This is a genomic window from Halobacterium sp. MBLA0001 (assembly GCF_049705385.1).
Taxonomy (GTDB): Archaea; Halobacteriota; Halobacteria; order Halobacteriales; family Halobacteriaceae; genus Halobacterium; species Halobacterium salinarum.
Genome location: NZ_JBNAMQ010000007.1, coordinates 111,295 through 134,203, shown reverse-complemented (window position 1 = coordinate 134,203; position 22,909 = coordinate 111,295). Strand labels below are relative to the sequence as shown.

Annotated in this window: 23 protein-coding genes; 18 read left to right on the top strand and 5 right to left on the bottom strand. The window is 68.4% G+C overall.

The genetic code is table 11. From position 1 onward, the window contains the following. The first annotated feature begins 93 nt into the window (after positions 1 to 93). The 14 genes from glpK to ACOZ32_RS01825 all read left to right on the top strand — a co-directional run bounded on the left by glpK (position 94) and on the right by ACOZ32_RS01825 (position 17,005). A complete protein-coding gene (gene glpK / locus ACOZ32_RS01890; protein ID WP_205252132.1) occupies positions 94 to 1,626 on the top strand; it encodes a glycerol kinase GlpK in 1,533 nt (510 codons plus the stop codon). Between the two features lie 2 nt (positions 1,627 to 1,628). Further along, on the top strand, positions 1,629 to 2,678 hold the full coding sequence (locus ACOZ32_RS01885) for a hypothetical protein (protein ID WP_010903445.1): 1,050 nt from the start codon (positions 1,629 to 1,631) through the stop codon (positions 2,676 to 2,678). 76 nt (positions 2,679 to 2,754) lie between these two features. Next, positions 2,755 to 3,927 carry an AAA family ATPase gene (locus tag ACOZ32_RS01880; RefSeq protein ID WP_010903444.1) on the top strand — a complete coding sequence of 391 codons (1,173 nt, stop codon included), beginning with the start codon at positions 2,755 to 2,757 and terminating at the stop codon, positions 3,925 to 3,927. A 61-nt stretch (positions 3,928 to 3,988) separates the two neighbouring features. After that, complete coding sequence (locus tag ACOZ32_RS01875) at positions 3,989 to 4,528, top strand: AAA family ATPase (protein WP_205251036.1); 540 nt, start codon at positions 3,989 to 3,991, stop codon at positions 4,526 to 4,528. A gap of 45 nt (positions 4,529 to 4,573) precedes the next feature. Next, entirely contained in the window at positions 4,574 to 5,116 is a 543-nt protein-coding gene (locus ACOZ32_RS01870; RefSeq protein WP_010903441.1) for an NUDIX hydrolase, read from the top strand. Between the two features lie 31 nt (positions 5,117 to 5,147). After that, a complete protein-coding gene (locus ACOZ32_RS01865) occupies positions 5,148 to 5,318 on the top strand; it encodes a hypothetical protein (RefSeq protein ID WP_010903440.1) in 171 nt (56 codons plus the stop codon). Between the two features lie 46 nt (positions 5,319 to 5,364). Further along, on the top strand, positions 5,365 to 6,840 hold the full coding sequence (tgtA, locus tag ACOZ32_RS01860; RefSeq protein WP_424334880.1) for a tRNA guanosine(15) transglycosylase TgtA: 1,476 nt from the start codon (positions 5,365 to 5,367) through the stop codon (positions 6,838 to 6,840). 63 nt (positions 6,841 to 6,903) lie between these two features. After that, complete coding sequence (gene arcS / locus ACOZ32_RS01855) at positions 6,904 to 8,661, top strand: archaeosine synthase subunit alpha (protein ID WP_205252130.1); 1,758 nt, start codon at positions 6,904 to 6,906, stop codon at positions 8,659 to 8,661. 154 nt (positions 8,662 to 8,815) lie between these two features. Beyond that, positions 8,816 to 9,103: a hypothetical protein gene (locus ACOZ32_RS01850; protein WP_205251033.1), complete on the top strand. Its 288-nt coding sequence runs from the start codon at positions 8,816 to 8,818 to the stop codon at positions 9,101 to 9,103. A 175-nt stretch (positions 9,104 to 9,278) separates the two neighbouring features. Then, positions 9,279 to 9,563 (top strand): ArsR family transcriptional regulator, encoded by a 285-nt coding sequence (locus ACOZ32_RS01845; RefSeq protein ID WP_205251032.1) that lies wholly within the window; start codon positions 9,279 to 9,281, stop codon positions 9,561 to 9,563. Between the two features lie 206 nt (positions 9,564 to 9,769). Next, positions 9,770 to 13,861, top strand: a complete 4,092-nt coding sequence (locus ACOZ32_RS01840) for a beta strand repeat-containing protein (protein ID WP_424334879.1) — start codon at positions 9,770 to 9,772, stop codon at positions 13,859 to 13,861. A gap of 29 nt (positions 13,862 to 13,890) precedes the next feature. Continuing rightward, the gene (locus ACOZ32_RS01835; RefSeq protein WP_229373358.1) at positions 13,891 to 14,676 is read left to right on the top strand and encodes a hypothetical protein; all 786 of its coding nucleotides are present in this window, start codon (positions 13,891 to 13,893) and stop codon (positions 14,674 to 14,676) included. Between the two features lie 70 nt (positions 14,677 to 14,746). After that, complete coding sequence (locus ACOZ32_RS01830) at positions 14,747 to 16,504, top strand: S8 family peptidase (RefSeq protein ID WP_205251029.1); 1,758 nt, start codon at positions 14,747 to 14,749, stop codon at positions 16,502 to 16,504. Positions 16,505 to 16,573: 69 nt separating this feature from the next. Continuing rightward, entirely contained in the window at positions 16,574 to 17,005 is a 432-nt protein-coding gene (locus ACOZ32_RS01825) for a CBS domain-containing protein (protein WP_229373357.1), read from the top strand. A 5-nt stretch (positions 17,006 to 17,010) separates the two neighbouring features. On the opposite strand, the gene ACOZ32_RS01820 is transcribed toward ACOZ32_RS01825, so the two are convergent. Then, positions 17,011 to 17,925: a hypothetical protein gene (locus ACOZ32_RS01820; RefSeq protein WP_205251028.1), complete on the bottom strand. Its 915-nt coding sequence runs from the start codon at positions 17,923 to 17,925 to the stop codon at positions 17,011 to 17,013. An 84-nt stretch (positions 17,926 to 18,009) separates the two neighbouring features. Beyond that, positions 18,010 to 18,921 carry a formyltetrahydrofolate deformylase gene (locus ACOZ32_RS01815; RefSeq protein ID WP_205251027.1) on the bottom strand — a complete coding sequence of 304 codons (912 nt, stop codon included), beginning with the start codon at positions 18,919 to 18,921 and terminating at the stop codon, positions 18,010 to 18,012. A gap of 125 nt (positions 18,922 to 19,046) precedes the next feature. Here ACOZ32_RS01815 and purS point away from each other — a divergent pair, with 125 nt between their 5' ends. The 4 genes from purS to ACOZ32_RS01795 are packed head-to-tail and all read left to right on the top strand — an operon-like array spanning position 19,047 to position 20,577. Then, complete coding sequence (gene purS / locus ACOZ32_RS01810; RefSeq protein ID WP_010903429.1) at positions 19,047 to 19,301, top strand: phosphoribosylformylglycinamidine synthase subunit PurS; 255 nt, start codon at positions 19,047 to 19,049, stop codon at positions 19,299 to 19,301. Continuing rightward, positions 19,298 to 19,972 (top strand): phosphoribosylformylglycinamidine synthase I, encoded by a 675-nt coding sequence (purQ, locus tag ACOZ32_RS01805; protein WP_010903428.1) that lies wholly within the window; start codon positions 19,298 to 19,300, stop codon positions 19,970 to 19,972. The genes purS and purQ overlap by 4 nt, the downstream gene beginning before the upstream one ends. 53 nt (positions 19,973 to 20,025) lie before the next feature. Beyond that, entirely contained in the window at positions 20,026 to 20,193 is a 168-nt protein-coding gene (locus ACOZ32_RS01800; RefSeq protein WP_010903427.1) for a hypothetical protein, read from the top strand. Between the two features lie 45 nt (positions 20,194 to 20,238). Then, positions 20,239 to 20,577, top strand: coding sequence for a hypothetical protein (locus tag ACOZ32_RS01795; RefSeq protein ID WP_205251026.1), 339 nt, complete (start codon positions 20,239 to 20,241; stop codon positions 20,575 to 20,577). 6 nt (positions 20,578 to 20,583) lie between these two features. Here the strand turns inward: ACOZ32_RS01795 and ACOZ32_RS01790 are convergent, their stop codons facing one another. The 3 genes from ACOZ32_RS01790 to ACOZ32_RS01780 all read right to left on the bottom strand — a co-directional run bounded on the left by ACOZ32_RS01790 (position 20,584) and on the right by ACOZ32_RS01780 (position 22,560). Next, positions 20,584 to 21,663, bottom strand: coding sequence for an archaeosine biosynthesis radical SAM protein RaSEA (locus ACOZ32_RS01790; RefSeq protein WP_205251025.1), 1,080 nt, complete (start codon positions 21,661 to 21,663; stop codon positions 20,584 to 20,586). Positions 21,664 to 21,742: 79 nt separating this feature from the next. After that, positions 21,743 to 21,889 carry a hypothetical protein gene (locus ACOZ32_RS01785; RefSeq protein WP_205251024.1) on the bottom strand — a complete coding sequence of 49 codons (147 nt, stop codon included), beginning with the start codon at positions 21,887 to 21,889 and terminating at the stop codon, positions 21,743 to 21,745. Between the two features lie 452 nt (positions 21,890 to 22,341). Next, complete coding sequence (locus ACOZ32_RS01780) at positions 22,342 to 22,560, bottom strand: hypothetical protein (RefSeq protein ID WP_205251023.1); 219 nt, start codon at positions 22,558 to 22,560, stop codon at positions 22,342 to 22,344. Positions 22,561 to 22,909: the final 349 nt, after the last annotated feature.

Genomic DNA, 22,909 nt, shown 5'->3' with positions numbered 1-22,909 from the left:
GAGTTTCAGGGATTTTTATTACGGGTTATGATATTGTGTACCGGTAACGCGGTCTTGACGGTAAGACAACCGCGCAACGAGGTTGACACAGCTATGACAGACGCATACGTCGGCGCGATCGACCAAGGGACGACAGGCACGCGGTTCATCGTATTCGACCAACACGGCGACGTGGTCGCGAACACCTACGAGAAACACGAACAGCACTACCCCGAACCCGGCTGGGTCGAACACGACCCCCTGGAGATCTGGGAGAACACGAAAAGCGTCGTGACGGCGGGGCTCTCGGCCGCCGGGCTGGACGCCGACGACCTCGCCGCGATCGGCATCACCAACCAGCGCGAGACCACCGTGGTCTGGGACGCCGCAAGCGGCCGCCCGATCCACAACGCCCTCGTCTGGCAGGACCGACGCACCACCAGCCGCGTCGAATCCCTGGAGGAAAACGGCAAGATCGAACGCATCCGCGAGAAAACGGGCCTGGAGGCGGACGCCTACTTCTCGGCCACCAAAACCGAGTGGCTGCTCGACGAAGCCGAGCCGCTGAAGCTCTCCTCGGCGCGCGCCAGCAGCCTCCGGGATCGCGCCCGCGACGGCGAGTTGCTCATGGGCACCATCGACTCCTGGCTCATCTACAACCTCACCGGCGAACACATCACGGACGTGTCGAACGCCTCCCGGACGATGCTGTACAACATCACCGACCTGGAGTGGGACGACTGGCTGCTGGAGGAGTTCGACATCCCCCGGGAGATGCTGCCGGAAGTACGGCCGTCCTCTGACGAGGCCGTCTACGGGCACACCGACCCCGACGGCTTCCTCGGCGCGTCGGTTCCCGTCACGGCCGCGCTGGGCGACCAGCAGGCGGCCCTCTTCGGGCAGACGTGTTTCGACGCCGGCGACGCCAAGAACACGTACGGCACCGGCTCGTTCTACCTCATGAACACCGGCGAGGACGCCGTCTCCTCCGAGCACGGCCTGCTCACGACGATCGGGTTCCAGCTCTCCGGGGAGCCCGTCCAGTACGCCCTCGAAGGATCGATCTTCGTCACGGGCGCGGCGATCGAGTGGCTCGAAGACGTCGACCTCATCAACAACGCCGCCCAGACCGCGGAACTCGCCAGCTCCGTCGACACCACCGACGGCGTCTACATGGTGCCCGCGTTCACCGGGCTGGGCGCGCCACACTGGGACGGCCGCGCCCGCGGCACCCTCGTCGGCATGACGCGGGGCACGCGGAAAGCCCACATCGTTCGGGCGACCCTCGAATCGATCGCCTACCAGACCCGCGACATCGCGGCGGCGATGGAGGCCGACTCCGGGGTGTCCACCACGACGCTGCGCGTCGACGGCGGCGCGGTCAAGAACAACTTCCTCTGCCAGCTGCAGTCGGACATCATCCAGACCGACCTCGCGCGCCCGGAGGTCGACGAGACCACCGCGCTCGGGGCGGCCTACGCGGCCGGCCTCGCGGTCGGCTACTGGGACAGCCTGGACGACCTCCGGGAGAACTGGCGTGTCGACCGGTCGTTCGAGCCGGAGATGGACCCCAGCGAGGCCGACAGCAAGTACGGCCGCTGGGAGGACGCCGTTGATCGCTCGCTGGCGTGGGCCACGGAGGACTGACGATGCCGGGACTCACTCTCGCCACGCTCCCCGTCGTCGACATGGCCCCCGAACCGTTCGCCGTCCTCCTGCTGACGGCGCTTGCCGGGGGCGCGTTCGGCGCGGCCATCGGCGCGCTGCCCTCGTTCATCTTCACGGGATTCGTCGTCCTCATCGGCGAATCGCTCACACTGCTCCCGGGCGACCTGCCCGTGAGCCTCACCAACGCCATCGGGTTCGGGCCGATCGTCGGCCCCCACATCGCGTTCGCGGGCGGCGTCGCCGCCTCCGCGTACGCCGGCACGCGGTACCCGGAGCTCGCGCCCGACGGCTGGGACTACCACTTCGGGAAGAACATCCAGTACGCGTTCGGCACCAAACCCGACGTGCTGGCGGTTGGCGCGGTCTTCGGCGCGCTCGGCATGCTGATCGCCAAAGTCGTCACGGCGCTCGGCATCCCCACGGACAACATCGCCGTGGCCGTCGTGGCGACCGCCCTGATCGCCCGACCCGTGTTCGGCTACCCGATCGTCGGGTCGCCGTCCGGCTCCGGCCTCCTCGACATGGGACCGTTCGAGCGCGACGAGCCACACCCAGCGGCCGACGGCGGCGCCGCCGAACACGCCGGCCGCCCCGCCACGGAGCCCTGGCTCCCCCAGCAGTACACGTGGACCGGCGTCACGCTCATCGGCGCGATCTTCGGCGTGCTCGCGGGGTTCCTCTGGCTGCAAACGGACAGCGTCTTCCTCGGGTACGGCCTCTCGGCCGCGAGCCTGGTTTTCCTGCAGTTCGACGTGCCCAACTTCCCGGTCACACACCACATCACGCTGCTGGGCGCTGTGGGCGGCGTGCTCGGGTTCAGCGTCTTCGCAAGCCCCCTGCTGGCGGTCGTCGCCGCCGGCTGCTTCGGCGTCCTGAGCGCGCTCGTCGGCGAGTGTGGCGAACGCATCCTCTACTCGCACTCCGGCACCCACGTCGACCCGCCCGCGATGGCGATCGCCACCCTGATGTTGGTGATCGGCGGGGCCTTCCAGCTCGGACTGCTGCCGACCAGCAGCTACCTCGGCCTGTAACGCCCGCGTTGCTGTCGCCGCCCGCCGTTTAGGCGGGGCAGCCACACCACTCACCGCGACACAACCCCACTACAGCATGGACCTTGACGCGAGAATCACGCGCCGCCAGCGCCGCAGCACCGACGCCGCACTCATCACCGACTTCGAGCCGCTCTCGCCGGTCGCCCACATCACCGAGCCCTCCGACCGTGGCCCCGCCTTCGAGCGCCTGCTCGACCACTTCAGCCCCGCCTTCGACGGCGCGCTCCCGCCGAACGCCTACCTCCACGGGCCGCCCGGCGCGGGCAAATCGGCGGTCGTGTCCGCGCTGTTCGCGCGGCTCGCGCGCCACGCCACCGGGGACGCGGTCATCCACACGAGCACGCGCGCCGGCACCCCACAGCCGTCCACCCCGGCGTCGGCGATGCCGGCGTTCGTCTACGTCGATCGCCGGACCGCCACCACCCCGTTCGCGTTCTCCCACGCCGTCCTCGACGCGCTGGTGTCGGAGTCGGTGCCGACCCACGGCGTGAGCACGGCCGCGATCCGGGACCGACTCGCCGACGCGGTTGCCGCCCACCCAACGGGAGTCGTGGTCGCCGTCGACCACACCACGACCGCCGCCCCCGTGGCCGAACTGCTGACCGCCCTCCCGGATCGTGCCCGGTGGCTCGCGGTCGGGCGTTCCGAGCCGTCCGACGCCGCGCTGACCGCCCACACCGATCGCGACCTCCGCATCGACGCCTACCAGCGCCAGACGCTCGTCGGGGTTGTGACCACGCGGGCGTCCCTGGCCCTCGGCCAGCACGCGTTCACCCAACAGCACGCGCGCCGCATCGCCGCCTGGAGCGACGGCAACGCCCACGACGCGCTGGCGGCGCTGGCCGTCGCCGCCCACGCCGCCGACAGCGCCGGCCGCAGCCGGCTCACCGACGCCGACATCGAGGCGGGCATCCAGGACGTGCCCCGTGGCGGCGTCGTGCTCGGGCGTCCGCTCGCGGTTTCGGACGCCAAACAGCGCGTCCTGGCGGCGCTGTTGGACACCGACGCCACCCACGGGTCGGTCACCGAGGCCGCCGACGCGGTCACGGCCACCCCCGGCGTATCGCTGTCCCAGAGCACGGTCACGCGGCTGCTGTACGAGCTGTCCGGCGACGGCATCGTCGAGCGCGTGCGCGCCACCACCACCGATTCGGCCGGCCGCCCCCCGAGCCGTGTTGCGGTCCGGTTCGCGCCGACGGCGTTCCGCCGGCTCCGAGCGCGGGCGTAGCCGCCGGCGCGCCGATTCCACAGGTTCATATTGCCGGCGGGCCGTCTCTCATTCGATTACCGTGAGCGGGACGCCCGTCTCAGACACCAGATCGACGAACGGGGCCGAGCAACGACTCGTGGTCGTGTGCGGGCTGCCAGGCACCGGGAAAACCACCGTCTCCGGACACGCCGCCGAGACCCTCGACGCCGAGTTGCTGCGCACCGACGTCGTCCGCACGGACCTGTTCCCCGAGCCCGACTACACGCCGGCGGAGGTCGCAGCCGTCTACGACGCGCTGCTCGACCGCGCGGGCGCGGCGCTCCGGGACGGCGACTCGGTCGTGCTCGACGGCACGTTCAAGAACCACGCGCGCCGGGCGGCCGCGCGACAGCTGGCCGACAGCGTCGGCGTCCGCTTCGAGCTGGTGAAAGTGGAGTGCACCGAGGCGGTCGTTCGCGACCGCATCCGGGCGCGTTCGGGGGACGAAAGCGACGCGGATTTCGCCATCCACCAGCAGTTCCGCGAGGAGTTCGACCCCATTCCCGGCGACGACCACGCGATCATCGACAACTCCGGCGACCGCGACGCCACGCGCAGCCAACTCGTGGCCCTCCTCTGAGCCCGCCGCGCCAGCCTTTTTCGCTCCCGCCGCCCAATCGGAGGCATGCCGACCGACGACCTCGCGTGGGAGACGACCGCCACGACGACCGCCTACGACTGCCCGGGGTTCGTGATCCGCCGCGACGAAACCCGGCTGCCCGACGGCACTGAAACCGACTACGACTACCTCCACGACGGCCCGGCGGTGGTGGTGTTGGGGTTCACGCCCGACGGCGACGAGGTGGTGCTCATCGAGGAGTGGCGGCAGGCCGTCGGGCGCGTGAACCGCGCGCTCCCCGCCGGCAGCGTCGAGCCCGGCGAATCCCTCGCGGCCGCCGCCCGCCGGGAGTTCCGCGAGGAAACCGGCTACGAGCCCGCCACGATCGAGCAGTACGCCACCTACGAGCCGGCCAACGGCATCAGCGACGCCGTCCACCACTACTTCCGCGCGACGGACTGTACGCCCACCGCCAGCCAGACCCTGGACGACGACGAGACGATCCGGGTCGACACCGAGCCGTACGACGATCTGGTGGCGGCCGTCCGGGACGACGATATCCGGGACGGCCGCACCGCGCTGGGCGTGCTCCAGCACGAACTCGCGTAGGTTTATTGGGACTGCCGGCCTGCGTGCCGCTATGGGCGTCATCGTCTACGACGATCCGCGTGGGGATGTCACCGAGTGGCCGACCGACGACGACCGACTCCGGTACGACGAGGCCACCGAGCACTGGCTCGTGAAAACCGGCGACGGGACGGTTCGGCGCATCCCCCGGGAGCGCGTGTTCTACGTCGAGCAGGAGTCCTGAGCGCCGAAGGCAAGCCTCAAGCGCGCACGGTCGCTACGCCGGTGCAATGAGAGACGTCTTCGAGGTCGGCGCACAGGACGGCCTCGCGCGCATCGGCGAACTCGACGTACCACGGGCGGGTGTCACCGTCGAGACGCCGACCCTGATGCCGGTCGTCAACCCCAACCTGATCACCGTCGAGCCGTCCCGGTTCGTCGACGAGTTCGGCGCGGAACTGCTCATCACGAACTCCTACATCATCAACAGCGACGACGACCTCCGCGAGCGGGCGCTCGATGAGGGGCTCCACGAGATGCTGGGGTTCGACGGCGCGATCATGACCGACTCGGGGAGCTTCCAGCTCGCGGAGTACGGCGAGATCGACACCGACACCGAGGCCATCCTCCGGTTCCAACACGACATCGGCAGCGACATCGGGACGCCCGTGGACATCCCGACGCCGCCGGACGCCGACCGCGAGCAGGCCGCGGCCGAGCTCGAAACCACCCAACAGCGCCTGGAGCTCGCCGAAACGGTCGACGTCGGCGACATGCTGGTGAACGCACCCGTCCAGGGGGCGACCCAGCCGGACCTCCGCGAGCAGGCCGGCGCACACGCCTACGGCACGGCCCTCGACCTGTTCCCGGTGGGTGCGGTCGTCCCCCTGATGAACCAGTACCGCTACGACGACATGACCGAGGCCGTGCTCGCCGCCAAGCGCGGGCTCGGCCGCGACGCGCCCGTCCACCTCTTCGGCGCGGGCCACCCGATGATGTTCGCGCTCGCCGCCGCGCTGGGCTGTGACCTCTTCGACTCGGCGGCCTACGCTATCTACGCCCGCGACGACCGCTACCTCACCGTGTCGGGCACGGAGCACCTCGATGACCTCCACTACTTCCCCTGTGACTGTCCGGTCTGTGCCGAGCACAGCCCCCAGGCCGTCCGGGGGATGGCGGCCGGCGACCGCGAGCGCCTGCTCGCCGGGCACAACCTCCACGTCTCGTTCGGGGAGATCCGCCGGGTCAAGCAGGCGATCAAGTCCGGGACGCTCATGGAGTTGGTCGCCGCGCGCGCCCACGCCCACCCCAGCACGCTGGACGGCTACCGCGCCCTGCTCGATCACAGCGACCAACTCGAAGCCAGCGACCCCGCGAGCAAGGACGCGTTCTTCTACACGGGCGCGGGCAGCGCGCGCCGCCCCGAAGTCCACCGCCACCACCAGCGCCTCGACCGGTTGGACGTCGACGGCGACGACGTCCTGCTGACCGAGGGCGACAGCAACCACCGCTACGACGAGTCCTGGAACGTCCTGCCGCCGTTCGGCCCGTACCCCTCGGCGCTCGCCACCACCTACCCGCTGACCGCCGAAACGCCCGCCCGGATGGACCGCGCGGGCTACGAGGCGGCCGCCGAAGGCGTGTGCCGGCTCGCCGAGGCCAACCCCGACACCGCGTTCACGCTCGCCCACGACGACTGGCCCGAGAGCGCGCTCGAAGCGGTGCCACAGCGCGTTTCGCTGTACAACGCCGTGCGCGGCGAGTAGACCCGCCACCTGCGGTGTCGGCGAAAGGCAAGGCAATTGAGCGCGCGCCCCCCACAGCGCAGTATGACTGAGTACTTCGAGATCCACGAGCGCGACGCCGCCGCGCGCGTGGGCGAACTCCGGCTCTCGGAGCCCGTGACGACACCGACGCTCACGGACGACGTGATCGCGGACGCGGGCAGCCGGTGGACACAGCCCCGAGAGACGCCCGAGGGCGACGACGCCGCGCTGACAGTGCTCCCCCACCGCGGGTTCCCGTCGGGCACCGCCGACGACGTACAGGCGTCGTTCGCCCCCGACTACCCGGACGTTGCGTTCCCGAGCGCGGCCGTCGTGTCGCCGTCGACGGCCGCGGACTTCGGTGCCGACGCCTACGTGCTGTCGGGCGCGCCCGGCATCGTCGGGCACGGGTCGGCGTTCGCGGACGCCATCGTCGAGGCCCGCGCCGCGATCCCGGACGACACCGCGCTCTCCCTGTCGGGGGTCGCCACGCCCCGGAACGTCGCCGTGCTCGTCTACGCCGGCGTCGACCTCGTGAACGCCGACCGCGCCGTGGTCCGCGGGACGCAGGGGCGCTATCTCACCACCGAGGGAGCCTACGACCTCGCCGACCTCGACGAGCTGCCGTGCTCGTGTCCCGCCTGCCAGCAGCCGGCCGCCGACTTCGACCGGACCGACTGCGTCGACCACAACGTGAACGCCCTCGAAGCCGAGCTGGCGCGGGTCCGCCGCCGCATCCGGGACGGCCGCCTGCGGGACTACGTCGAGGGGCAGGCCCGCCACACGGCGTGGCTCACGGCCGCGATGCGCGAGCTCGACCAGCAGTACGGCTACGTCGAACAGCGGACGCCGACGTTCCGGGACTCGCTGCTGTTGTCCTCGACCCAGGACGCGTTGCACCGCGTGGAGATCCAGCGGTTCGCCGACCGCGTCACCAGCCGGTACCGCAAGCGCCTGGACGGCCACCCGCTGTTGCTCGTGCCGTGCTCGGCGCGGAAACCCTACAGCGACTCCCAGAGCCACCGCCAGTTCCAGGACGCCGCCAGCTACCGCGCGCACGTGGCGTCGATCACGTCGCCCATCGGCGTCGTCCCCCAGGAACTCGAACTCACGTATCCCGCCCAGCATTACGACTCCGTGGTGACGGGGCGCTGGAGCGCCGAGGAGAAGGACTTCGTCGCGCGCGTGCTCCGCCGGTACCTCGAACGCACGGATTACTCCCGCGTGATCGCGCACGTCCCGCCGGAGGGCTACCGCGACATCTGCGAGCGCGTCGCCGGCGACGTCGACGTGCCCTTCGAGTTCACCGTCGCGGACCATCCCACGACTGACGAGAGCCTCGGCGAACTGAACGCCGCCCTCGCCGGCGAGGACAAGATCTGGGTGCAGGAGCGCGAGGCGGCCACGCTGAAGGCGGTCGCGGACTACTATCTGGGCGACGGCGCGGGCGACGCGGTGTTCGCGGACATCGAGGTGCAGGGCCGGTATCCCAAGCTGCAGGCGCTGGACGCCGACACCGGCGACCAGCTCGCGGCGCTCGTCCCCGAGTACGGCTCGCTGTCGTTCACGCTGGCGGGTGCCCGCCAGTGGGTCGCCAGCGACGCGCCCACCAAGCGCGTCGAGATCGACGGCTTCGTGCCCCAGGGCAGCGTGCTCGCGCCCGGGGTGATCGACGCCAGCGACGACATCCGGGTCGGCGACGAAGTCGTCATCGAGGGGCCGGCCGCGTTCGCCGTCGGGCGCGCACGGATGCCCGGGCCGGCGATGGCCGACGCCACCCGCGGCATGGCGGTGCAGGTCCGGCACTGCGTCGAACGATAACACCACGTCGTTGGATCCGCTGAGCCGGCGGTCTCCGGTCACGTTTTCGCGGCGTCGTGGTGCTGTCTCGCACTCGTATCACAACACCGAAAGAAATTTCACGCATATCAGTAGCTTAAAGTTACTCATTCGCCATTGGCACATAGGCTACATAATGGTTAACGGGAACACGGTCCACGAACCGACAGGCAGTACCGCCGGACAGCCAGCCGACATCGAGGACCCGACGTGGGTAGTGGTCAAGTCGTTGTTGGAGACGAACACCGCCACCACGAACGCGCTCGAAACGGTCATGCTGTACGCGGCGACGGATCGCATCGACGACCTCCCTGCCGACGCACTCGCGGCGCACCTCGATGACCTCATCGAGACCCAGCGCCGCACGATCACCGAACTGGAGCTCGCGAGGGACGCGATCAGCGAGCTGAACGCCGAGCAGTAACGCCCGCCAGACCCCACTGCCGACCGCCCTGCCCTGATCGCCGCCGTCGGCGACTGCGTGCCGCCGTGCACCGACACCGGTGTGCGCCCGAACCAGTCGTTGCCACCCATGGCATATACTACCAGTACACGACAATATCCTAGCATATATCAGATCCGGCCGTGAGGTAGCAGCCATGAAACTCGCAGTACCGACGGATTTCGACATTCTCGACGCGCTCTCCGACGGAAAACGCAACAACGCCGTCAACCTCTCGCATATCCTCGACAAGAACAGGGCGTACATCAACACCCGGCTGCCCATCCTCACCGACTACGGCCTGGTCGAGCGCATCGGTCCCGCCCCGAAAAGCGGGCTGTACGCGATCACGGCGAAAGGACAGGCGGCGCTGACCCACCGGGACGCCTACGAGAACGACGACGACGACTTCGAGGCGCGCGTCGAAGCCACCGTCGCGTAACCGCGCCTCGTTTTCGGCCCGCACGCTGTCCTGCTGCGGTGCTGTGTTTCGATACCGCCCGTCGGTTCCGCTGTTCCGTGCTCCGTAACTAATTTAACGGCAACTGGTATATACTGACAGTATATGTGGGTAGTTGGCAGCGCCGCCGCATCCGCCCCCCGCTGGGGCCGCCGCCGACTGCACGCCACGACACAGCCGATCCTACCATGACAGACCACACCCCCACCACCAAGTTGCGCGCGGTCGCCCTCGCTGCGCTGCTGGTTCTCTCCGTGCTCGCCGGTGCCACCACGTTCACCGGCGCTGCCGCCGCCGCCGCAAACGCCGGCCCGGAGGCGTTCCAGGACCAAGCGACCGACGCCGGGGACCTCACGCCAAACGAAACCGCAGTCGTACAGACGATTGATGCACGCGACGCCGACGGTGGCGACGACGACGCCGACACCGTCCTGACCGGGCTCACCCTCTCGGGGGCCACCAGCAACACCGTCTCCGCATCGAACATCTCCGAAATCGAGGTCCTCGACGGGAGCGGGACGTCGTTGGGCACCACGGCCCCCGCGGCGTTCACCTCGCCACAGCAACTCGACATCACGAACCGCACCATCCCCGACGACACCACAACCGAACTCCGGGTGCAGGCCACGGTCGCGGCCAACGCAACCCAGTCCAACGCCACCTTGGCGTTGGACACACGCGCGAGCTGGGTCGAAGGCAACACCACCGGCACCACTGACCCCGCCACCGACGGCGCGCCCGAAACCCTGGCCGCGGACACGGCTCCCACTGACAACGAGACGGTCAGCCTCGACAGCGTCGAACTCGACGGCAGCGACACCACCAACCAAACGGTGGTGTTGACGTTCAACCAGCCGGTTGTGGCGACTGACAGCGGCATCACCGCCGCCAACGTCACGTACACCGACGCCAACGACACCGGCAACCGCTCGGTCACCGCCGTGCGCGACCTCGACGGTGACACCCAGGTCGCGGTCTCGGTGAACGAGAGCGTCACCGCCGCCGACCTCGGCGTCGACACCGTGGGCGTCGAGTCCGGTGCGCTCCGCACCACCGACTCACCACCCACGACCGTATCCGCAGCCAGCATGGCCATCACGGCCGACGCCACGACCGACACACCTCCACTGGTGGTCGTCACACCGTCCACCCGCACGGTCAACCAGTCCACGGACGCACTGGACGTGGCGTACCGCTACAACCAGCCGGTCTCCGGCGGCAGCGCCGACGTCACCATGGCGCTGTCCGCGGTCAACAGCACCGACGGCGCGACGTTCAACATCTCCGACAGCCCACTGGTGGCGAACGCGACCCAGCGCCTCACGCTGGACTTGGCTGAGAACGCCCCGCTGGCCGACGGCGCGTACACGCTGTCGGTCACGGTCGACGACGGCTCCGGCAGCCCCGTCACACGGACGACCGATCCGGTCGTCGTCATCGACGACGAACCCCCGGACGTTTCGGCGGTGTCCCTGAACGCCTCGACGGACGTTTCACCACGCGACACCGTCGCCGTCAACTACACCTACGACGACGCAACCAACGCCACCAGCGCCACCGTCCACTTCGTCGCCGCCGCCGACGCTGGCAACTTCACCGCCGGTAACCTCGCCAACGCGTCGGCCGCCAGCGTGTCGAAGGAGATCGATATGGCCCCCGGCAAACAGCGCGTCGACGTGAATCTCCGGTGGGTCCGCGAAGTCACGGACAACAGCAACTACACCGTCTACGTGACCGCCACCGACGAACGCGGACTCACGAACCTCAACACGAGCGCCACACCGATCATCGAGGGCACCGTCGCCAGTGCTACCCTGGACGTGAACGCCGCGCAGCCAACCCTCGACGGCGTGGAAACCGACACCGGGAGCACGACGGTCACCGCGACGTTCAGTGAACGCGTCGCGGCCGTCGACGGCGACCCCAGCCCGAACGAGTTCGTCTACCAGGACGCCACCAACGACGGCGCGGGCGCCATCACGGCAGCCACCGCCAGCGGCCCCGCATCCATCGACCTGACACTCGACAGCGCCGTCACGACCGCCGACATCGGCACGGACGCCGTCTCCGTTCGCGCCGACGCGTTCACCGACACCGACGACGCTGATCCGCGCGCCGTCCCCGCCAGTTCGGCGGTGGTCGCCGACACCACCGCGCCGACCGTTCGCAGCGCCGATGCCGGCCCGATCAACAACCGCACCGTCAGCAGCTACGACGTCTCGATCACGACGGGTGACGAGCCCGTTGAGGCCGCTGTGACCCTCCGCGGATCGGGCGGCACCACCCGCTCGAAGACCGCCGCCGACGTCACCGGGGACGCGACGTTCACGTTCGACGCGACCGCGCTCGATCGTGGCGCTGTCGACGTCACGGTGACCCTGACCGACGCCGCCGAGAACACGGTTTCCACCACGAAAACGGTCCAGAAAGACACCGTCGTCCCGACCATCACGACCGCCGCAGCGAACCCCGGCGCGAGCCCGGACGCCGGCGGGAAGACGCGGCTCGTGACCGTGCTGTTCTCCGAGCCCGTCGACGGGTCGTCCGTTTCCGCCCAGAACCTCGCGATCACCAGCGACGACTACGCCATCGACGACGTCCTCCCGGAGTTCCTCACCGCCGACAACGAGGCCGTCCTGTTGTTGAACCGGTCGGTCGCTGTGGACGCCATCGGCTCGGAGTCCGTACAGGTCCGCGCGCCCGGCGTCACTGACACCGTCGGCCACCCGGTCGCGAACGCGGCACCGCTGGCCGACACGGAGACGACCGGCACCGCAGCGCCCGAGCACACGCCCGGCTTCAAGGAGGTGGTCGCCGAGCCGGGGGCCACCACGCTGACCGTTCGATTCGACGAGATCGTTAGCGCACCCGATGGCAGCGGCCTCACCGCCGCCGACTTCACGTTCGAGGACGGGAACAACGCGTCGGCAGGCACCATCACGGCCGCCACCCAACTCGACCCACAGACGGTCGAGATCACGCTCGACGAGGCGCTGACCGCCGCCGACCTGGTCGACGACTCGCTTTCGGTGACCGCCGACAGCGTCGTCGACACCAGCGGCAACGTGATGCCGGCGGCGTCGACGACGTTCGGCATCGACCTCGGGCTCACGACCACCACCGCTGGCGACACGATAACGCTCCGGGTCACGACGCTGAACGACATCGAGGCCGCCGTCGGGAACGGCCTCACCGTGACCGAGGCCACCCGTGAGCTCGCGTCGCTTGAGGAGTTCACCCTCGACGACCGGTTCACCGCGACGCTCAGCCCCGACGACTTCACCGAGATCAACGCCGGCGTCTACGAGGCGTCGGTCACGGTCCCACACGCCGACGGAGCCGTCGCCGACGGCCGCTACGAGGTGTCGGGGACGGTCGATGGGCGGGTGCTCTCGCGGACCGCCGAGATCGACACGACGCCACCCTGCCCGACCGACGCCGTGCTCCACACCGTCACGAGCGAGGCCCAACCCGGCGACGCGCTGAACACCACCCGGGTCCGCGTGCTGTTCAACGAGCCAATCGACGCCGGCGACATCACGCCCCGCGACGTTTCCATCGACGGGTTCGACGGCGAGATCGTGGCTGTCCAAGACGGCGGCCTCTTCGGTAGCGTGAGCGTCGTCGTCGAGGGCCACATCCAGACCGGCACCAGCCCGGCAGTGACTATCGACGGCGACAGCTACACCGACCGCACCGGCACGCAAGGCGCGACCGGCGCCAGCACCGTCGTGCACACGGACGTCCTCCGGCTGGATCGCGGCCAGAACTACGTGTCGGTGCCGGCCACCAGCGGCGCGGTGCCGCTGTCCGAGATCGACACGTCGGCGGTCGACGCGATCTACGCCTACGACGCCGCAGCCGACGCCTGGGACGCATACGATCCGGACGCCAGGGAGAACAGCCTCACCGCGCTCGAAGGCGGCGCGGGCTACGTCTTCGTCATGGATCGCGCGTCCGCCGTTCCGGTGAACGTCTACAACATCGCTGGCGCCGCCGCGGGCGCGGACCCGAGCGCGCCGGCACCGACCGCCCAATCGCTCAGCGAGGGGTGGAACCTCGTCGGCCAGTACCGGGCTTTCGAGCAGCCAGTCGACACCGCGCTGTCCTCGGTCTCTGAGGGTGCCGTGTACAGCGTCCTCGCGCAGGACGAGACCGCCGACGGCGTGGCGTTCACCTCCCACTCCGCCGGCGACTTCGAGACGATGGAGCGCAGCGAGGGCTACTGGGTCTTCGTCCGTGAGGACGAGGCCTACACCGCAGCGCCCGCCGACAACTAACACACCTCCGCCACGCGATGTTTGATTCCATGGACACGATACGACCCACGATCCGGCGAACAGCAGTCGTCGTCACAGCCGTCGCAGTGATCGCAGCGCTGGCCGCTGCGGGCAGCACCGCAGCCGCGGCGTCGTCGCCACCGACACCGCCACACCGGTTTTTCGGCACTGTCAGTGATGCTGACGGCCACCCCGCCGGCAACGTCACCGTCGAGGTGGTACACAACGGCTCCGTTGTCGCCTCGAACACCACCGCTGACAGTGGATACTACGATCTGATCGTCCCCGCTGACGCCGTCTCTGCGGGGCGGTCCGTGACGGTGACCGCCCGCAACCAGTCCGCCCAGTTCGAGTGGACCGCGGCCGGGTCGACGGAGGTGGAGTTCACGCTCGGCCCGTCGGGCGGCAGCGACGTTGACGATGGCACCGACAGTGGTGGTGGCACAGACGGCGACACCGGCGGCAGTGGCGACGAGGCGGGTGGCGGAGGCGGTGGCGGAGGCGGTGGCGGTGGCAGTGCTGGCGGCGGTGGCGGCGGCAGTGTCGCTGCCGGGAGCGCGAGCCAGGACGCGACGACGGTGAACGCCGCGACCCAAACGCCGACAACGACGACGGCGACTTCCCAACCCACCACCCAAGCGACCACGACGCCAGACACGTCGACGGCAACGAGCACGGCGGCACCGACAGCATCAACGACCACAACCGAACGCGATACGGACGACGCGTCCAGCGGGACCGTCCCCGGGTTCGGGGGCGTCATCACGCTGGGCGGCATGGCTGCGGCGGCGCTGCTGGCTGGCCGGCTGCGATAACCGCGCCGCCGCGCGCTCGGTGGCTGGAGATGGCGTAGTTATTTGTATACTGGTAGTATATACGGATGCTATGAGACAGACCCGGCGAACGTTCATGAAGACAGCCGCCGCAGCGATCGGCGGCCTCTCAGCCACGACACAGCCCGTCACCGCCGAGCGCGTCCGCGACGACCAGTTCCTCGTCGACACGCAGTCGGCCACCAGCGACGCCTGGCGAGAGGCCGTCGACGTCATCGACGAAGCCCAGTCCGTCGGTTTCGCGTCGGTCTCCGGCTCGGAGCAAGCCCTCACCGGCTACGGCCTGGACTTCGCCCCGGAGTTCGAACTCTCCATCGACCCGCCGACGATCACTGGCGTCTCCCCCGCGGACGTGCCCGACGAGCTCCCCGACGGCGCACAGTCGGCTTCCTTCGACACCACTGACGACGACATCCCACAGCCACACCCACTCCAGTGGTCGAAAGCCGAGCAGAACGTCGCCGCCATCCACGACAACGACGTCACCGGCGAGGGCACGACCATCGCCATCGTGGACTCCGGGATCGACGCCAGCCACCCGGATCTCACCGTCGACACCAGCCGCTCGGGCAACTTCTCCCTCGATGACTCACTGGGAACCAGCGCCGACAGCAGTCACGGCACGCACTGCGCCGGCATCTCGGCGGCTACCGGTGCCCGCGCGTCCAGCGGCGGCCCATACGCCGTCGGCGTCGCGCCCGACGCGACGCTCCTGGACATGAAGGTGTTCCCGTTCAAATCCAGCGCATCGATCCTCAACGCCGCCGAAACGGCGATCCGAGCGGGCGCGGACGCAGTGAACCTGAGTCTCGGGCCGTCCAGCCCGGTGTCGCCGAGCGTCAGCCAGCACCTGAGCGTCAAGGCCTACCGGCGCATCGGCGAGCTCGCCGTCGACAACGACGCCGTCCTCGTCGAGTCCGCCGGCAACGCCGACACCAACATCGACGACTTCGAACCGCAGGTAACGAACACCGGAAAGGGCAGCCACCCCGGATGGATCTCCGTCTCGGGCACCGGACCACGAAGCGCGGTCCCCACGCTCGAAGCCCAGCCCCCGGACGCCGACGGCGACGGTGTCCCGGACTTCGGCACGAACAGCCCCACGCACACGCCCGCCGTCTACACCAACTACGGCCCGGACTCCGTCGACGTCAGCGCCCCGGGCGGGAACGTCGGGTCGTCGGGCTCGCTCTGGGACGGCGTGTTCAGCACGCTCTCCCCGGCCGTCGATTCGTTCGGGTTCGCGCGAACCGGCCCCGGCGGCGGCTCGGGGCTTTACGCCGGCTCCGGGATGTACGGCACGCTGCACGGAACCAGCATGGCGGCACCACACGTCACCGGCCTCGCCGCCGTCGTGGCGGCACAGAACCCCGGCGCGACCACGCGCCAGATCATCGCCCACATCAAACACACCGCCGCCCACGTCCGGTCGGACTACCAGGTCGACTACTTCAGCGCCGGCGACACCACCCCGGACACGTACGACAACGGCACCCTCGAAGACCGCTACGCCTCCGAGACGTTCCGCGGCGCGGGCCACATCGACATCCAACGCGCCGTCGAAAAGCCCATCCCGTTCCCGGGCGGCCTCGAATTCGACGGCACCACGTATTACCCCGCCGACCCCGACGACGACGGCGTCTACGAGGACGTCAACGGCGACGGCGTCGTTGACATGGCCGACGTGGAACTCCTCTACCAGTTGGCGCTCCGCAACGCCGTCCCGGAGGGCACCACTGCCTTCGACGTCACCGGCGACGGCAAATTCGACATGCACGACGTCCAAGCGCTCACCCGCCAAGTCGAGTGACACCGTCCCCCGCCCAACTGTTGGGTGTGTGACGTAATCACCAAGTTCCCGGCTGCTGTACCCTTGCGTGTGCGCGTCGACGACATCATGACCACCGCCGTCGTGGCGGTCCCGGCCGACGCGTCGTTGCACGACGCCGCCGACCGCATGCTTGCGACCGGTGTTGGCAGCGTCGTCGTCACCCGCGACGACAACCCCGCGGGCATCCTCACCGAGCACGACTTCGTCGCCGCCGGCCACGAACACGACCGTCCGTTCGACGAAATCCCAGTGTACGCCGCGGCGTCCCGGCCCCTGGAGACGGTGTCTCCGTCTGCGACCGCTAACCGGGCTGCACACACCCTCCGCGATGCCGGCGTCAGTCACCTCCCGGTCGCGGATGGCCTCGACCTCGTCGGCATCGTCACCACTACCGATCTGGTTGGTGTCCGGGATCACCTCGACGCCGACGCCGAGCACGCGCTCCGCGAACGCACGGCCTGGGAGCAGACGCCCGACTGACTGCGTCAGGTCTTGTAGCCGAGCTGTTCGAGTCGATCGTCGACGACCGACGCGTCGGTCGCCTCCACGGACCCGCCACGACCACCGCTGGGTTCGCGCGTCCGCTCGTCGCTGGCGGTGGTCTCACACCACGGCACCTCCCGAAGCGCCGGAACATCGACGCCGCCGGGATGGCCGTAGATGGCGTGTTCACCGAACGCGTTCCCGTGGTCGGCGGTGAGCACGGTCCTGTCGGCGTCGACGTTCGAGCGCAACACCGCGACGTCCTCTAAGACGACTTCGAGGTTGCGCTCGTAGTCCCGCCAGGCGTCCGCGACGGAGCGCCGGCCGAACCGCAGTTGCTCCCAGACGGACATCGGCTGGTCGCCCCAGTCGTCCAGGGCGACTCCGCCACTGTCGTCGTCGAAGACGGTGGGGAAGTGGGGCTGCATGTAGTGGACGATCAGCCGGTCGGTGTCGTGGGTGCGCCCCGCCCTGATCGCGGCGTCGGTCACCGGGCCGGGTGGGATGGTACCCTGGGCGTCGTCCCAGCCGTACTCCCAGACCGCCTCGTAGCCGCCCAGCCGGCTCGTGTCAATGGTGCGCGAGGAGTACGGGTTCCCGGTCACGTAGGAGACGTCCGCAAGGGCGTCGTCGCTGGCGCTCCCGAGCACCGCGGTGAGCCACTCCGTCGACGTGCTTGCCGGCGATGTCGCCGTTCCGCCACTGTCGAAGTCGTACTCCCCGCCGCCGACGACGTCGGCGAACACGTCCGCCCGACAGGCGTCCAACACGACCAGCATGTCCCATTCCGCGTCCAGGATCGGGTCCGGGGTGCTGCGTGATCGTAGCCCGTAGTACGTCCGCGAGGCGAACTCGCGGACCGCGTCGAAGCCGGCGTACCGGAGGCTGCGGGCGGCTGCCGCGAGGTCCGAGATCATCGTCCCCTCCGCAGCACACTGTCTCCGTTGTTCACGCCGGCAGCCACGACTGGAACGTATAAGATTGCTGTGAAAGGCCGCGGCTCAGTCGTCGGCCAGCGCGCCGTACTCGTGTGGGCCGTCGACCGCGACCGCGCCGCGCCGCACCGTCGTGTCGCCGGCGAGGTGCGCGCGCACCGCCGCCACGAGCGCGTCCGCTTCGAGGGGCTGGCCGCGGTCCTTGACCGCAGCGACCGACGCGTTCGGCGGCACGGTGAACGCGCGCTGGGTGAGGATCGGCCCCTGGTCGAGGTCGGTGGTGACGTAGTGTGCGGTGACGCCGGCGACACGCACGCCCGCCTCGACGGCCTGCCGGTAGGCCTGTGCGCCCGGGAACGCCGGCAGCAGGCTTGGATGGACGTTCACGATGTGGCCCGCGTACCGGAACACCACGTCCGGGCTGAGGATGCGCATGTATCGCGCAAGCACCACGAGGTCGGTGTCGTACGCCGCGAGCAACTCCAGGAGGCGCTCCTCGTCGGGGGTGCCCGTGTCGTCGCCGATGTCGTGAAACGGGACGTCGTGCTCGTCGGCGACCGCTTCGAGGGTGTCGTGGTTGCCGATGACGACGTTCACGGGCGCGCCCAGGTCGGCCTCAAGGAGCGCGCGCAGGCAGTGGTCTTCTTTCGTGACGAGGACCGCGATGCCGTCGTCGCGCTCGTCGGGGAACCGAACCCGCACGTCGACGCCGAGCTCGTCACCGGTGTCGTCAAGCGCCGCCTGGAAGGCCGCGCGGTCGGTGACCGGCTCCGCGCCGTCTGCGAACCCACAATCCGCGAGCAGCGTCATGCGGAAGACGCCGTCGCGGACGGTCTGCTCGACGTCTTCGATGTTCGCGCCGTGCTCGAACAGCAGTCCCGTGACCGCAGCGACGATCCCGGTGCGGTCGGCTCCGACCACCGTGACTTCGGTGTAGTCGTTTTCGGCGACACTGCGGGAGTGCTGTTCGCTGGACATACACGCCCGGAGGTCGTCGATACGGATAGATGTGTCCCACGTGAGTGGCCCTCTCGCAACTCATGAACGTGTATTATCGTAGCGTTCCAAAAGAGTGATTGCACACGAAAGTCCACACCGATGTGATGACCGCGTACACCGCCACGGTGACGGTCCGACTCCAACACGGCGTCCTCGACCCGGAGGCCGAAACCACCCAGCAAGCCCTCGAACGCCTCGGGTTCGAACTCGACGCGCTCCGGTCGGCCGACCGCTTCGAGATCGACCTCGACGCCGACGACGAACAGGCGGCCGCCGAGCGCGCCGACGAGATGGCCCACCGACTCCTCGCCAACCCGACCATCCACGACTACGACGTGGCGGTCGAAGCCCGCGAATGACGGTCGCAGTCGTTCGCTTCGGCGGCTCGAACTGCGACCGCGACGCCGTCCGGGCGCTCGCCCACCTCGGCGTCGACGCCGCGGTCGCCTGGCACGACGACGGGCTTCCCGCTGACACCGACGGCGTCGTCGTCCCCGGCGGGTTCTCGTACGGCGACTACCTCCGCGCGGGTGCGATGGCCGCCCAGTCGCCGGTCGTGGCGGAGGTCCGCGCGCTCGCCGCCGACGGCGTCCCGGTTCTCGGCGTCTGCAACGGCGCCCAGATCGGCTGCGAGGCCGGCCTCGCGCCGGGCGCGTTCACGACGAACGCCAGCGCGCGCTTCCAGTGCGAGCGCGTCCACCTCCGCGTCGAGAACGCCACCACGCCGTGGACGGCCGCCTACAGCGAGGGCGACGTCCTCGAAATCCCCATCGCGCACGGCGAGGGACGCTTCGAAATCGACGACGACGCCTACGCGGACCTCGTGGCCGACGACCGCGTGCTCTTCCGGTACTGCAACGCCGACGGCGAGGTCACCGAGGCGGCGAACCCGAACGGATCGACGGGCGCCGTTGCCGGCGTCACGGGCGACCGCGACCACGTTGCGGTCATGATGCCCCACCCCGAGCGCGCGACGCTCCCGGCGCTCGGTGCCACGGACGGCCAGGGCATCCTCGGCGCGTTCGCGTAGCGCTTCCACCCGCCACCGAAACAGTGTAGACCCTGGTCCCCCCAATACCACATATGGCAGTCAAAAAACACGTCACGAACGGTATCGTCTCGCTCGTCGTCAGTGTCGCCGCCACCGTGTACGCTGCCGACGACGGCCCCTGGGACCTCGAACAGGTCACGCTGGCCGTCGCGGTGTCGGCGTTCCTCTCGGGGTTCTTCACGAGCTACTTCGCCGAGTAACGCCGTCGGGGAAACGCCGATACGGCATCCCCACGTAGGTCGCGCATGGACGCCCCACAACCGGCCGGCGACGACTGGCCCGCCCGCCCGCTGTCACCCGACGAAGCCCGCGCCCGCCTCGACGACACCGCGGACGCCCGCGCCGTCTGGGTGATGGACCACGATGACGGCGTCCGCTCCACAGTCGTTCCCGACGACGCCCCCGCGGACGCGGTCGTGGACGTCGTCGTTGAGACGGCCACGGGCTTCGAGATGTACAGCTACACGCGTGGCCAGTGGATGGACTACGGCACGCAACGGCACGATGACGACGACGCCCCCTCGATGGCGGGCACCCTGGAGAGCTACCGGCTGCTGGCCGGCGAGTCGGCGCTGTCACTCTGACCGCACTCACTCCGCCAGCGGGAGGTTGTAGGCCGTCTCCCGTTCAACGACCGCTTCGTGCGTGGCCTCGCACTCGCAGGCGACCTCCGAGAACACCGACGGGTCCTGGCGCAGGTCGAAGTCCTTGATGGCCTTCTGCACGCGGTCGTCGCACTCCCCGCAGTTGTGCGCCCCCCGGTCGCTGCCGTGACCGACCGGGTCCGAGACCACGATGGCGTCGACGTCCGCCGTCGACTCCAGGACCTCGGCGACGCTCCAGAGCCACGGCGGCCGGTAGCCACCGCGGAAATGCAGCTGGTCGACCATCGTGTACCGCTGGACGTTCGTCGGGTTCATCGACACCGTGTGACAGCCATCGACGGCCGCACACCGCCGGATCGAGGACTGCATATCCGCGATCGCCTCCGACTCGGCGAGGAACGGCGGCTTCATCAGGAGGTACGCCTTGATGCCGGCGTCCGCCGCGCGCGCCTCCGCGCAGGCGGCCTCGAAGTCCTCGAAGTCGAAGTACTTGTTCACGCAGTCGTGGCGCACCCGATCGGTCGCCGTCTCCAGGCCGACGGCCACGTCCGTCTCCAGGCCGACCGCGGTGAAATCCGTGATCTTCTCCCGATCCACGAAATCCGGCAGGCTCTCGACGACGATGCGCTCGCGGTCCGCGAACGTCTCGGCGATGGCCCGCCGGGTTTCGGCGGGCACCTCGCGCTCGTCGAGGAACGACCCGCTGGTGTAGATCTTGATGAGCCCGGCCTGCTCGTCGCCCTCCGCGCGTTCGTGGGCGAGGCACTCGTCGATCTGCGCCAGGAGGTCCTCGTGGGCAACTGAGCCACCCTCGACGGACTCGGCGACGTACCCGCACATCGTGCAGCCGCCGGCCCGCGCCCACCGACACCCGCCCGTGTTCAGGATGATCGTGAGACTGTTGTAGACGCCGTCCGGCGTGTTGTCCTCGTCCAGCCAGACCCGCGTCGGCTCCCGGGGGTCGTAGTCTTTGGCGCCCTTCTCGTCCCGCAACTCCCGCATCACCTTGTTGTGGGCGTCCATCCCGCGCCCCTGCTCGTAGACGTCCGCGCTCGGCTCGCTCATTGCCCGCGACGAGGACTCGCGGGCGTAAAGCGGCTTCGTCTGTCGGTGTCCGCCCGGGAAACCGACGAACCGGAGCGCTTCAGACGCCGAACCAACGACGGACCGCCCGGAGCCAGCCGACGCCGCGCGCCCGCTGCTCGTCCTCGTCGTCCTCGTCGTCGGGCGTCTGGACGCCGATTCGCGAACTCCGGCCGGTGGCCGCGTCGATGACTGTTGCGTGCTTCAAGACCTCTCCAGTCCACCAAAGTCACTTCCGTTGTATATTCTCAGCTCCTTGTCTAATCCATCCGGTTCATATCGGCGGTAACTGGCTTGTTCATTGTTTTACTAACCAGGGTGGTATCCTATTCTTCATCCTCCTCGGTCTACTGCGAAAGGAGGCCAACTCCTGTCGTACAGATTGACATTCTCTGGCTATCAGGATGCATTCAAAGTCACATTGACGGGTGAACTCTCGGACAATGTCGCTAATCCGTTCTAGTCGCTTGAGAAACCCGGTACGGCCTTGTCTCCGAGTGCCGCTTTCGTGATGATTAGCGTACAACGAGACAGCCCGTAAGTGGAACTGTATGTGCGTATCTATCCATGATTCCTCCCATTTATTGCACCCAAGTCGCCGGTAAATAGAGTTCTCCTCTTCGTCTGTGGGTAGATCTGGTATATCGCCTCTATTGGTAATTAGCCGTATTTAGACGAGAAAATTACGTATGTTGCTGAAGATAATACTGTTACAGCTAGAGAAATAGTTAGGGTGTCTGGGTCGGTAACGGTCTTCATTGCTGGCTCTGGATAATTGGCGATAACACTCCAGATGAAGACGCTGATGAGTACCATCCCTCCAAACACTAGGCTCCCATAGAGGGGGTTATTTTTCAACCAAGTGTTCAATTCGACCATATATTCTGCTCGCTGCTGGACAATAAAAAAGTGGTGGTGGTGCCGTGAGGGTCTTATTCTATACACTAAAGGACTTAATGATTAATCATATCGCTGAAATTTTACGTCCGAATCTTTGAATAGCTGGTGGGGTAAATAATGGCGGGCGTTTGATTCGTCTGTTATGTCCTCCGGGCTATTTGATGCTCTTCGTCAACCAGAACATACTGGTGAAAACAGATGCACGTCATGCACAATGGTAATATCACAATAGAATCATCCTCGGCTTCTTTTGTTCTTTAATGCCAAAATGTTCCACTATATTTTGATGTTGTCTTTCCTTTCCTGATTTACTTTTCCGGGTGTCAAA

Coding starts and splice junctions, on each gene's coding strand:
- glpK (WP_205252132.1), top strand. CDS start 94: ATGACAGACGCATACGTCGGCGCGATCGACCAAGGGACGACAGGCACG.
- ACOZ32_RS01885 (WP_010903445.1), top strand. CDS start 1,629: ATGCCGGGACTCACTCTCGCCACGCTCCCCGTCGTCGACATGGCCCCC.
- ACOZ32_RS01880 (WP_010903444.1), top strand. CDS start 2,755: ATGGACCTTGACGCGAGAATCACGCGCCGCCAGCGCCGCAGCACCGAC.
- ACOZ32_RS01870 (WP_010903441.1), top strand. CDS start 4,574: ATGCCGACCGACGACCTCGCGTGGGAGACGACCGCCACGACGACCGCC.
- ACOZ32_RS01865 (WP_010903440.1), top strand. CDS start 5,148: ATGGGCGTCATCGTCTACGACGATCCGCGTGGGGATGTCACCGAGTGG.
- tgtA (WP_424334880.1), top strand. CDS start 5,365: ATGAGAGACGTCTTCGAGGTCGGCGCACAGGACGGCCTCGCGCGCATC.
- arcS (WP_205252130.1), top strand. CDS start 6,904: ATGACTGAGTACTTCGAGATCCACGAGCGCGACGCCGCCGCGCGCGTG.
- ACOZ32_RS01850 (WP_205251033.1), top strand. CDS start 8,816: ATGGTTAACGGGAACACGGTCCACGAACCGACAGGCAGTACCGCCGGA.
- ACOZ32_RS01845 (WP_205251032.1), top strand. CDS start 9,279: ATGAAACTCGCAGTACCGACGGATTTCGACATTCTCGACGCGCTCTCC.
- ACOZ32_RS01840 (WP_424334879.1), top strand. CDS start 9,770: ATGACAGACCACACCCCCACCACCAAGTTGCGCGCGGTCGCCCTCGCT.
- ACOZ32_RS01835 (WP_229373358.1), top strand. CDS start 13,891: ATGGACACGATACGACCCACGATCCGGCGAACAGCAGTCGTCGTCACA.
- ACOZ32_RS01830 (WP_205251029.1), top strand. CDS start 14,747: ATGAGACAGACCCGGCGAACGTTCATGAAGACAGCCGCCGCAGCGATC.
- ACOZ32_RS01820 (WP_205251028.1), bottom strand. CDS start 17,925: ATGATCTCGGACCTCGCGGCAGCCGCCCGCAGCCTCCGGTACGCCGGC.
- ACOZ32_RS01815 (WP_205251027.1), bottom strand. CDS start 18,921: ATGTCCAGCGAACAGCACTCCCGCAGTGTCGCCGAAAACGACTACACC.
- purS (WP_010903429.1), top strand. CDS start 19,047: ATGACCGCGTACACCGCCACGGTGACGGTCCGACTCCAACACGGCGTC.
- purQ (WP_010903428.1), top strand. CDS start 19,298: ATGACGGTCGCAGTCGTTCGCTTCGGCGGCTCGAACTGCGACCGCGAC.
- ACOZ32_RS01800 (WP_010903427.1), top strand. CDS start 20,026: ATGGCAGTCAAAAAACACGTCACGAACGGTATCGTCTCGCTCGTCGTC.
- ACOZ32_RS01795 (WP_205251026.1), top strand. CDS start 20,239: ATGGACGCCCCACAACCGGCCGGCGACGACTGGCCCGCCCGCCCGCTG.
- ACOZ32_RS01790 (WP_205251025.1), bottom strand. CDS start 21,663: ATGAGCGAGCCGAGCGCGGACGTCTACGAGCAGGGGCGCGGGATGGAC.
- ACOZ32_RS01780 (WP_205251023.1), bottom strand. CDS start 22,560: ATGGTCGAATTGAACACTTGGTTGAAAAATAACCCCCTCTATGGGAGC.